This window comes from Mycobacterium sp. RTGN4 (assembly GCF_033804635.1).
Classification (GTDB): Bacteria; Actinomycetota; Actinomycetes; order Mycobacteriales; family Mycobacteriaceae; genus Mycobacterium.
On the sequence record NZ_JAPZLB010000033.1, the window covers coordinates 1 to 10,093 of the forward strand.

Sequence of the window (10,093 nt, forward strand, 5' to 3'; positions counted from 1 at the left end):
TAGCGCGCCAGTAGACAACACCAAACCCACCCGGTAGACCTACACCGAGGCCCACCGGGTGGCGGAATTACGTGACGGACACCCCGGGGGAATTACGCGACGGTCGACACTAACAGCACTTGGCGCAGAAGCAACACCAGCCGTAGTCGAGCAGCTGCGAGCCTTCGTCGGCACCATTTAATCCCGCACTCGCAGCACCAGCGGGGGTCAAGAGATTCGAGACAGGATCCGATCGACCTCGAATCTCTAGTAACGAGACACGGCCTACGGCGGCGGGAACAAGGAACAGGTGAGGTCAATCGGTCCGGCGGTTTGGGTGAACCGCACTCCGCGCTCGGACCGCCAGCTGACCTGGACGACGAACTCAGATCGGTCCGGATCGACGGCTTTGTCCAGGGCAATCTGAGAAACCCCCTCTGTACCGCGGAACGCACCCTGCGCAAGTCGTTGATCGAAGCAGAAATTCACGTAGCACGGGACTTCCGAAGTCGAAGACAGCCGCCCGGCTCGAAACGGCGGAACACTCTGAGCTGTCCCAATGACTCGGTCATACGCCGTCACGCTGACCTCGTAGGCGACGTCATTCCCGAGATTGGCAACGTATGCGTGGCGGCGGTCCGTGTCCCATCGCCCAGCCTGCCAACTCACCACCGACTGGCGCGGCTTTGCGTTCGCAACTGAACTCGCTTGCTGTTTAGACCGCCTTTTGTACGCGACAACCACGAGCAGGAGCAGGGCAACCACCGCTAAGAGCAGCGACCCGACCGCCATTGCAATGACCGGTATCACGTTTGCGCCCGACGTGCCCATGAGGCGGATCGTAAGCCGCGGCCGGGCAGCGATGAAAGAGAACTCTCAACTGGGGCCGCACCACGATTCAGGTCGCACCTGGCGCGTGTAAGACGCACGTTCGGTCAATAGTGGCGGAATGAACAACGCTCACATTCGTCGAGATGTATCTTCGCCGCATGATCATGTGGCCCGAAGCCGTCGACCTTATTGAGGCTGGTGGCCCTCCGCCAAAGTTCAAAACGAAGAAGATTGCAATCCACAAAAGTTTCGTGGTAATTACCGGGCCATCGGGTGTCGGAAAAACGCACCTCTGGTCGGCCCTCACAGGTCGCGGTGCGACTACCGGTCCTAGCTCTGCGATCGAGCATGGCTACATGGCCATGACGAGTGAGCGGAGCCGGCAGTTCCTCGGCCTGCACCGACACCTTGCGATGAACAATGTTCCTGGGCGAAATTCGTCTCAGCGATTTGAAGCCCTTGACTTGTTATTTCATTCACAAACGCCGGTGCACGGCGTAGTTTTTGTCGCTAGTGGAGGATACGATCACATCTGGCCGGAGAATGCAGACATCGTCGCCGACAAACTTCGCAATAACGATCAGGGCTGGAAGTACGACATAGCCGGGCTCCGGGCTCGAAATCTCGACCAGGAGCAAGAGAGCTTCAGGGAGATATGCATCGGCATTCAGCAGAAAATCACGATCTCCCGAGATGCGACAGCCCGGCCGAGATGGTTGCTTGTTCTCGTAAACAAAGCCGATCTGTACTGGGGTGGTCGAGGCGAGATAGAAGCGCGCTATTTACCAGGCTCTGGAAGTGAATTTGACAATCATCGCGCTGATCTTATCGCCACGGTGGGCAACAATACGGTGCAGTATCTGGTGTCGCCATTGGTTACTCGCCCATCGGAGTACCGGTTCCAGCCATCGTCACCCGCTATTTCTGCGCCTTCCCATCTTACGGACGGACAGCGTGACGCGGCACTTTCATGCTTAGCACAAAACTTAGAGGAGCTTAGCTATGGGTGAGGAACCATGCGACGAACTGGCAGACGATCTGAGGCTAACTCCTATCAGAAAGATGCAGCACATCGATGGGTACGACGATCTGGAAATGGCGCTCGAAGCGGCCGAGAGAATGCTTGCCGAGGCAGACGCGCGACACCGTTACCAGGAGAGTCGCACGTTCACAATCTGGTCTCTGGTGGTAGTTGTGGTGGCTTCTCTGCTTGCGTCACTACTCGCCTTTAGCTACTTATACTCAATAATCTACTGTGTGGTGCCAGTTGTGGTCGCAATCGTCCTGCTCAGTCTGCTATTTAGATTGTTGCGAGTTCAGCAACATCGAGCACGATACGACCTAAGACTGCGCCTCGCCGGTCGCCTCGCTAGCCTGATAAATGAATCGTACCTCGAGGTAGCCGAGCGGGAGCGGTGGAGCTACCTTCGACGAGAAGCGACAAAAATTCGGCTAAATGCGTTCCCATTAGAGAGTGCACATAAGAATTCCGACCGGACTTTGAAGGCGTAATTCGTGGCCGAGGGACGCGGGCCGGAGAATTTCTTCTTAGCACTGGGGATATTTGCGGATTCTATTGCTGTACTAGGCTTTGCGCGTGTACCTATCGACAACTACCCCCTTAGATTTGGTGTCGTTCTTGTCTTGGGCGTGGTTGCGATAGCTTTTTCCCTAGTGAATATCATCAAGTTTGTATCGCGGGTCTTCTCGTCTTCCCTGGTAAATGACGGTCCGGACCTTCTACGCTTATTAACAAGCCTTGTTGTCTTTATCGTCGGCATAATTCTTCTAGTAATACTTCCTCGAGTGCCGCACAACGAGAAGCCTGCCGGTCAGTCGGTTATTCCGGTGATGATCGCGGCTATAACGACACCTAATCAATGCAGCGTCCGCACCGGCCAAGGGGTCGGTGTGGGTTGTCTCACCTGACCTACGCGTGTCCATGCAGGTTGTCTTTCTGGTTTGTTCGCATGCTCTGGGTGGGTGAATACTCTGCGGCCGACGAAAGAGTGGCGGGCCCACATGCAATCCGACTGATGACAAGAACTGGGCCGCAAAAAAAGTGTCGCCCTTGGCGTCCCAACTCGCTCCCACCTAGTGAAGGCAGCTCACCGATGGACTGCGATCACTAAAGGAGAGATCATGGCCAGCATCCACAACCCGACCACCCTCGACGCCCCCGCCGCAGGGATACGCAGTTTCGCGCACGCGGCGCTGCTCGCCGCGTCGCTCGTTATCGGGGCCAGCGCATTCGGGCACACCGCGATCGCCAGCGCCGACTGGGATATCGAGGTCTTCGACAACTGCATGCACAACAACGGTGACGAAGGCACGTGCTGCGTCCTGTCCGACGGAACCTGGGGAGCAGACGGGCACTGCCACGCCGCGAGGATCCTTCAGCAAAGCCCGACGATCCTTCAGCAAATCCCGCTAGGACCGAAGTTGGGACCGGCGCAACCGCCCGCACCGCCGACCGCCACGCTGGGTACCCCGGTGAGATGAGTCCTGCACATACGTGTCACCAGGTGAGGGGATCAGCGGGTAGACACAGCTTTGACGACCTGGAATGACCGCATTGATCGGCGGCTATCGCAAATTCAGTAGAGCCAGCGCGACTCTTCTTGTCGATACAGCGCGCAAACTGATCGACCCCCCGGAGTAGTTGGGGGTTTGGCGCATCCTGCGCCCGTTCACCGTTAGGCCGAATCGAACCGGCGACTCTAATAGGGAACGGCAGTATCCGAGAACTGCTCCGCTTGCGCTTGACCGCGTCTCGCGGTGTCGTGGCCGCGGGTTCTGACGTGTCACGCTCGAGCGGAACGCGATGGTCGGCTGCATGCCGTGCGACCGTACCGGACAGTCAGCCGCGGGTCATCGAATCCACACCTGTAAGACGGGCGGTCGCGAGGTTTGGACACCGGAATGCGCACGACGAGCACAATGGATCCGTGAGACGACGACTGAATTCCTACTGGGGGTACAGCATCGGATGCGCGGTTGTCTGGGTCGTGATTCTGGCCGGAGTTACTGCGTTCGATTGCAGTCGCGGTCCGACCGTGCTGATCGTCTGCGGCGGCTGGTGGATCGGCTGGCTATCAGCGACCATCGGTCGCTCGGTCTATCCGCCACCAAAGTAGTGTCGGGAGAAGTGAGCTGTTCCCGGCGGCGTAGCGCCGGGGGCTCCCACTCGGCCGAGATGCCGGTTGAAGCGTTCCTTCTCGGCACGATCATTTGCAAGCAGAACGGCCTTGAGGTTGGTTCGGGGATCCTTCTGAACGAGGACGACCGTGTCTCCAAATGACGATATCAAGATCGGTACGGCACCACCTGGCGCGGGGACGGAGGCCTCGCGAGGCTGCTGCGAACCTCGACAACGGGCCTCGATCGCGGTGGTGGATCCGTGACAACTAACTTAGTTCCGACGTGACTACTCGCCCCTCAAGCCAACGTGAGTAACTGTCTTACACATAGCATTAGCGGTCACAGATAACGACGTCGGAAATCTCGAGATGAGCGCATCGGCAAGCTGGTCGATAACCGCGAGTTCTGTTTCTTTGACACGAATGATCCGCTGCGCACGCCTGGCCCCGGATGCATCGTCGGCGGTCTCGCGTGCCGCCAATGACGCGTAATGGTGGGCTAACTCGTCGTTGACCGCTGCCCTGAGGTCCTCGAGCAACTCCTGGTAGTACTCGGCCTGCCGCAGATCACCATGCGAGGCACCTGCGGCCGGATCAACTGCCGGCCCCGCTGGACGCCCCACGCGCCGCGTTGGTTCCAGCGCTCGAGATCTAGGTCGTTCCTGCGATATGGATGGTTTGAGGTCGACGACGCTCTTGCCGTACAAGTACTGTGCGCGCCGCGACACCGTCATCAGTGCACGTTATGTACGTGCCGTTGCGTCAAAGCTGCTTCGGGTTCACCAGTTGGTCACCATCTGTTCACACCTCGGCCGATCGTCGTGTGAGCACCTTCGCCGACTGTCGACCGTCACGTAATTCCGCCAGGGTCAGCCAACGACGTTGTTGCCCGCGTGCTGCAGCACGGCGATGAAGTCCTGCTGCCTCCGACTGCCGCGTTGCTCGCCGGCACTGCCGCCGTCGGCGCATACACCACCTTCTCGACGTGGATGCTGGTGGGCTACCGGCTCGCCGAGGAGCACCAGATGTGTTCGGCCGCAGCCAACATCGCGTTGAGCAGCATGTTCGGTGTGGCGGCTGCCGCGGCGGGCAACCGGATCGGAGAACACCTGTGATTGAGGACTGCCTGACACTCATCACCTACTTCCGTGAACGGCAACGCAGCGGTGACCGCTTCCTGGCCGAGGTCCGATCTGTTGTCACGGGGGTCTGCCGAAGCGAGCGATGGATTCACATCCCGAAGTGCGCGCGACGCACCGCCGCAACGGCCTCCGGTGGTCCACTCACTTCGACCTGCGCTGCAGCCTGGCGCCCGAAGACGTATAGGAGGAGCTCGCCCGGCGGACCGCTGAGTCGCGCCGTCGGCTCGCCTGGTCGAACCGTCACTCGCTCATCGGTTCCGGCCCACTCCATCTCGAGCCCGGACGCGGGGAGTCGCCGGCTCAGGTAGCGACCGCCGCGGCGAACGTTTCGCCACAAGGCAGCATCCATGGCAGGTGTCAGGCTGCGCGGCCCATGACGGTTCGCTCTGCGAACGTCCCCGTGGTGGACAAAGAACTCATTGAGATTCGCCAAGCAGCGGACCCATCCAAGCGGAAGAACCCGATGGGTGGGCCGGACCGGATCCGCGCGACGAGCCAAGCGTAGTCCTTGCTCTGGGCCAGTTTGGCCCGACGCCGCCCGGCGAACCGTCCGAAGTGCCCAGGTAGTACGAGGCAAGGGCCAGCAACGAGATCGCGTTTTCGCAACACGAGGTGGGCAGCGAGATCGTGAGCAGCCCAGCCCTCCAGCAGTGTGGGAACGGACGGACCGAGCTCGTCGAGGAGATCGCACAACTCAAGGCGCTCTTGGGTGTCGAGCGGAACATCGGCCATGCCGCCGGAGTCTACGGATCCCTGAGGTTGGTCTGGCCGGAACGTCGCGACGGTTGTACGGTTGGCGCTGGTGTGCCGGGAAGTCTGGTCGGCGTCGTTCTGACCGCTACCTGGATGGAGATCCACGATGTATCTGGCCTTGCAGATCCTGCTTATTGCGTACTGCGTGCAAGGTTTGGTGAAGTTCGCTGTCGGTTTCCTTGTGCCATACCGGATCCGGATCCGCAGGATCGCTTCCTATTACGAGCGTGGCGGGCGGATCATCAGCATCTACGACACGGTCACCATGATCATCATGGTGGTTCTGGTGGTGTTGCTGTGGCTGACGCAAATGTCCTACCTCAGTTTCATCGCCGGCCTCGTCGTGGGGATGCTGACCATCCAGGTCTTCTTCCACCGCTTCAGCCGCGTGCTGCCGACGGAGAAGATGCCCGAAACACCAGCACCGCCACGCAAACTCATGTCTTACGCCATCCAGGCCACACCGGCTCTGGCGTGGCGCGAGATCCTGTTCATGACAGCGCTGTTCGTGTGGGCGCTGGCTATGCTGCTCACCCACCTCGAATTCGGCTGGTAGCCCGTTCGGGGCGGTCAGTCGGGTAATTGGCATCACGGCTCGCCGACATCAAAGCCGACGCCTACTTGGGGGCGGGGGCCGACTGCTGATGCCAGCGGTCCAGCAGCGCCGGGATTTCAGCGAGCAGGAAGGTGTAGAAGTCGCGCATCTGGGTCAGGCGTCGCCCGGCGAGACTGTCGTTCCCGGTGGCCGCGATCCCGGCCTCGGCGGCCGCCTGCATCGCTGAGATCACCGCGTTCTGGTTGGTGAAGAGGACCGCCCAGGCGTCATCGCGCAGCCGGTAGTGGTCGCGGCGGCTGGCCGGCGCGGGTACCCGCTCGACCAGGCCGACCGGGGTGAGCATCTTGATCGCCCCCGAGATGGCGCCCGAACTGGCGTGCAGCCGGTCGCCCAACTCACCCATGGTCATGGTGGGCTGCTCGGTGAACAGCAGGGTGGCCAGGACCCGGGCGGTCATCCGTTGAAGCCCGTGGTTGGCCAGCACAAGAGCGAGCTGCTCGGCGGCCTCCTGCCGCTCTGAAGCTTTGCTCACGGCATCCTCCTGGCTCGACTGTCCCCCTTCGGGACGCGAAGAGTCTTCAATAATCTCTGAAAACTCAGTATAGTGAGTAACGGTGCGCCGGGAAGTCTGGTCGGCAATGTTGGTTTCCGTATCCATGCGGTGACGGCGGTCCGACCGGCGCACTGCTCTGTCCCGGAAGGGAATTGAGCTCATCATGGCGACTCTGCAGCCCGCAACCCACTCCGCGAGTGTCTCCACCGAGGTGATCCGGGTCCGTGGACTCACCTACAGCTATCCGAAGGCACGAAAGCCCGCGGTGCGCGGCATGGACTTCGCGGTCGGGCGGGGTGAGATCTTCGGCTTCCTCGGCCCCAGTGGCGCGGGGAAGTCGACCACCCAAAAACTCCTGATCGGCTTACTCCGCGGCCACGGCGGCGAGGCCACGGTGTGGGGCAAGGACCCGCTGGCCTGGGGTCCGGATTACTACCAGCGCGTCGGCGTTTCCTTCGAACTGCCCAACCACTACCAAAAGCTCACCGGCCTGGAGAACCTGCGCTTCTTCGCCTCGCTGTACGCCGACAGCACCACTCTGGACCCGATGGAGCTACTGGGCGTCGTCGGCCTGGCCGAGGATGCCAACACACGGGTTGGCAAGTACTCCAAGGGAATGCAGATGCGGCTAACGTTCGCGAGGGCAATGATCAACGACCCGGAACTACTCTTCCTGGACGAGCCCACCTCAGGTCTGGACCCGGTGAACGCGCGCAAGGTCAAAGACATGATTTTGGAGTTGAAGGCGCGCGGCCGCACCATCTTCCTCACGACCCACGACATGGCGACCGCCAACGAGCTCTGCGATCGGGTGGCCTTCGTCGTCGACGGAATGATCGTCACCCTGGACTCGCCAGCCGAGCTGAAAATCGCCCGTAACCGGCGGCTGGTCCTGGTGGAATACCGCGCCGAGAACGGCCGCCTCGACGCTGCCGAGTTCGGCATGGACGGCCTGGCCGACGACCCGGCGTTTCACGCACTGCTGCGCAACCATCACGTCGAGACCATCCACAGCAAGGAAGCCAGCCTCGACGACGTCTTCGTGGAGGTCACCGGGCGGGCGCTATGACGATCCGGCTGGCGAGCGCGCTGCGGCTCGAGCTGACCCTTCAGGCCCGCCAGCGGTTCCTGCACGCGGCCGTCTTCTCCGGACTCATCTGGCTGGCCGTGCTGCTGCCGATGCCCGCCAGCCTGCGCCCGGTCGCCGAGCCTTACATCCTGATGGGCGACATCTCCATCATCGGGTTCTTCTTCATCGCGGGCACCGTCTTCTTCGAGAAACAGGAACGCACCCTGGGCGCGGCCATCACCACGCCGCTGCGGTTCCGGGAGTACCTGGCCGCCAAACTAACTGTTCTGCTGGGCATTTCGCTGCTCGTTGCGCTGGTCGTGGCCACCATCGCGGACGGGTTCGCCTACCATCTGGCACCGCTGGTCGTCGGGGTGGTGCTCGGGACGTTGCTGATGCTGCTCGTCGGGTTCACCACGTCCCTGCCGTTCGCCTCGGTCAGCGACTGGTTCCTAGTGGGGACCATCCCGCTGACGATCATGAGCCTGCCGATCCTGCACTACTCCGGCGTGTGGCCCAACCCGGTGCTCTACCTCATCCCCACGCAGGGTCCGCTGTTGCTGCTCGGCGCGGCCTTCGAGCAGGTGGCCCTGACACCGTGGCAGACCGCGTACGCGGTGGCCTACCCCGCGGCGTGCGCGGCGGGATTGTATTTGGCGGCCAAGGCGTGGTTCGACCGCTACGTCATCGCAACGTCAGGAGGGATGTGATGGTGATGTCCGGAACTGTCGGTGGCAGGGCACTTGCCGCGTTCGGCCGCAACGACCTGCGCGGGACCTACCGCGATCCGCTGCTAGTCATGATCGTCCTCGCCCCGGCCATCTGGACCACGGGCGTCATCCTGCTCACGCCGCGGGCCACCGAGATGCTGGCCGACCGCTACCGTTTCGACCTCGTTCCCTACTACCCGCTGATCCTCACCGGCTTCCTGTTACTGACCAGCATCATCATCACCGGCGGGCTGGCCGCCTTCCTCGTCTTGGACGAGGTCGACGCCGGCACCATGACCGCGCTACGGGTAACCCCGGTCCCGCTGTCCACCTTCTTCGCGTACCGCGCGGCAACGGTGCTGGGCGTGACGACTATCTACGTGATCGCGACCATGTCATTCAGCGGGATACTGGCGCCGGGACTCATCCCGGCCCTGATCCCGATCGGGCTGCTGGCCGGACTATCGGCCGTCGTGACCCTGCTGCTGATCCTGGCGATGGCCAACAACAAGATCCAGGGCCTAGCCGCAGTCCGCGCCCTGGGCATGCTCATCGCCGGCCTGCCCTGCCTACCATGGTTCATCCACTCCGGCTGGAACCTCGCCTTCGGCGTGCTGCCGCCCTACTGGGCCGCCAAGGCATTCTGGGTCGCCAGCGACCACGGCACCTGGTGGCCATACCTCCTCGGGGGTGTGGCCTACAACCTCGCGATCGCCTGGCCACTGTTCCGCCGCTTCCTCGCCAAGAACACCTGACACACAATCAGCGCGGCGGCCCAGCAAACCTCGGTGAAACACGCCGAGCGCCAGCCAGATCAGCGCTCAATTCGACGACATCTCACCCAGTTGACGCACCATGGGCCGGACCTCCATCACCAACTGCGGCTCGAGCCCGACTGACCGTCGGGCTCAACGGAACACCCAGCGCTGACGGGTGTCAATGGCCAAGTGGAAGTACCCGCTGGTGGCCGAATAAAAGTACCCACCCCGTGCGGTGATTCTTAGGTCGGTTGGTTGTTCTCCTTTCGGTGTTGGGCGTCTTTCATGCGGTAGGAGTCGCCGTCGGTGATGACGATGGTGGCGTGGCGCAGGAGGCGGTCGAGGATGCTGGCGGCGGTGGTTTGTTCGGGTAGGAATCGGCCCCATTGTTCGAACGGCCAGTGTGAGGCGATGGCCAGGGAGCGGCGTTCGTAGGCGCCGGCGCCGTCAGCGGGCGAGCCGCTTGGCCACCACCGGCTGTCCTGGACCGGCTAATGGGTATTGAACAGCGCGCCTCCCCGTGATATCCGTGGCGAGGGGGACTCTGTTCTCCGAGCCGCCGGCCGGTGAGCGTCGTTACCGGCTGAAGCGTTGGTCGACTT

11 protein-coding genes and 2 pseudogenes are annotated in these 10,093 nt (G+C 61.8%); 8 read left to right on the forward strand and 5 right to left on the reverse strand.

Annotated elements, in window-relative coordinates:
• Window positions 1-264 precede the first annotated feature (264 nt).
• Window positions 265-810, reverse strand: a complete 546-nt coding sequence (locus SLQ30_RS32760; RefSeq protein WP_319451221.1) for a hypothetical protein — start codon at window positions 808-810, stop codon at window positions 265-267.
• Between the two features lie 158 nt (window positions 811-968).
• Here SLQ30_RS32760 and SLQ30_RS32765 point away from each other — a divergent pair, with 158 nt between their 5' ends.
• The 3 genes from SLQ30_RS32765 (at window position 969) to SLQ30_RS32775 (ending at window position 3,312) form a co-directional block, all read left to right on the forward strand.
• Window positions 969-1,820 carry a hypothetical protein gene (locus SLQ30_RS32765; protein ID WP_319451220.1) on the forward strand — a complete coding sequence of 284 codons (852 nt, stop codon included), beginning with the start codon at window positions 969-971 and terminating at the stop codon, window positions 1,818-1,820.
• 505 nt (window positions 1,821-2,325) lie between these two features.
• A complete protein-coding gene (locus tag SLQ30_RS32770) occupies window positions 2,326-2,739 on the forward strand; it encodes a hypothetical protein (protein ID WP_319451219.1) in 414 nt (137 codons plus the stop codon).
• Between the two features lie 213 nt (window positions 2,740-2,952).
• Window positions 2,953-3,312 (forward strand): hypothetical protein, encoded by a 360-nt coding sequence (locus SLQ30_RS32775; RefSeq protein WP_319451218.1) that lies wholly within the window; start codon window positions 2,953-2,955, stop codon window positions 3,310-3,312.
• 925 nt (window positions 3,313-4,237) lie between these two features.
• Here the strand turns inward: SLQ30_RS32775 and SLQ30_RS32780 are convergent.
• The gene (locus SLQ30_RS32780; RefSeq protein WP_319451217.1) at window positions 4,238-4,684 is read right to left on the reverse strand and encodes a hypothetical protein; all 447 of its coding nucleotides are present in this window, start codon (window positions 4,682-4,684) and stop codon (window positions 4,238-4,240) included.
• Window positions 4,685-4,882: 198 nt separating this feature from the next.
• Between SLQ30_RS32780 and SLQ30_RS32785 the strand changes: the two are divergent.
• A pseudogene (locus tag SLQ30_RS32785) lies at window positions 4,883-5,065 on the forward strand (CrcB family protein); the annotation flags it as partial.
• Between the two features lie 115 nt (window positions 5,066-5,180).
• On the opposite strand, the gene SLQ30_RS32790 reads toward SLQ30_RS32785, so the two are convergent.
• Entirely contained in the window at window positions 5,181-5,783 is a 603-nt protein-coding gene (locus SLQ30_RS32790) for a maleylpyruvate isomerase family mycothiol-dependent enzyme (RefSeq protein ID WP_319451216.1), read from the reverse strand.
• A gap of 168 nt (window positions 5,784-5,951) precedes the next feature.
• Here SLQ30_RS32790 and SLQ30_RS32795 point away from each other — a divergent pair, with 168 nt between their 5' ends.
• A complete protein-coding gene (locus tag SLQ30_RS32795) occupies window positions 5,952-6,401 on the forward strand; it encodes a hypothetical protein (RefSeq protein ID WP_319451215.1) in 450 nt (149 codons plus the stop codon).
• 61 nt (window positions 6,402-6,462) lie between these two features.
• Here the strand turns inward: SLQ30_RS32795 and SLQ30_RS32800 are convergent, their stop codons facing one another.
• Window positions 6,463-6,933 (reverse strand): GbsR/MarR family transcriptional regulator, encoded by a 471-nt coding sequence (locus SLQ30_RS32800; protein ID WP_319451214.1) that lies wholly within the window; start codon window positions 6,931-6,933, stop codon window positions 6,463-6,465.
• A gap of 184 nt (window positions 6,934-7,117) precedes the next feature.
• On the opposite strand from SLQ30_RS32800, the gene SLQ30_RS32805 reads away from it, so the two are divergent.
• The 3 genes from SLQ30_RS32805 to SLQ30_RS32815 are packed head-to-tail and all read left to right on the forward strand — an operon-like array spanning window position 7,118 to window position 9,488.
• On the forward strand, window positions 7,118-8,023 hold the full coding sequence (locus SLQ30_RS32805) for an ABC transporter ATP-binding protein (protein ID WP_319451213.1): 906 nt from the start codon (window positions 7,118-7,120) through the stop codon (window positions 8,021-8,023).
• Window positions 8,020-8,733, forward strand: coding sequence for a fluoroquinolone transporter permease (locus SLQ30_RS32810; protein WP_319451212.1), 714 nt, complete (start codon window positions 8,020-8,022; stop codon window positions 8,731-8,733). Before SLQ30_RS32805 ends, SLQ30_RS32810 begins: the two co-directional genes overlap by 4 nt.
• Window positions 8,734-8,738: 5 nt before the next feature.
• Window positions 8,739-9,488 (forward strand): ABC transporter permease, encoded by a 750-nt coding sequence (locus SLQ30_RS32815; RefSeq protein ID WP_413468245.1) that lies wholly within the window; start codon window positions 8,739-8,741, stop codon window positions 9,486-9,488.
• Between the two features lie 245 nt (window positions 9,489-9,733).
• On the opposite strand, the pseudogene SLQ30_RS32820 reads toward SLQ30_RS32815, so the two are convergent.
• A pseudogene (locus SLQ30_RS32820) lies at window positions 9,734-9,934 on the reverse strand (ATP-binding protein); the annotation flags it as partial.
• Between the last annotated feature and the right edge of the window lie 159 nt (window positions 9,935-10,093).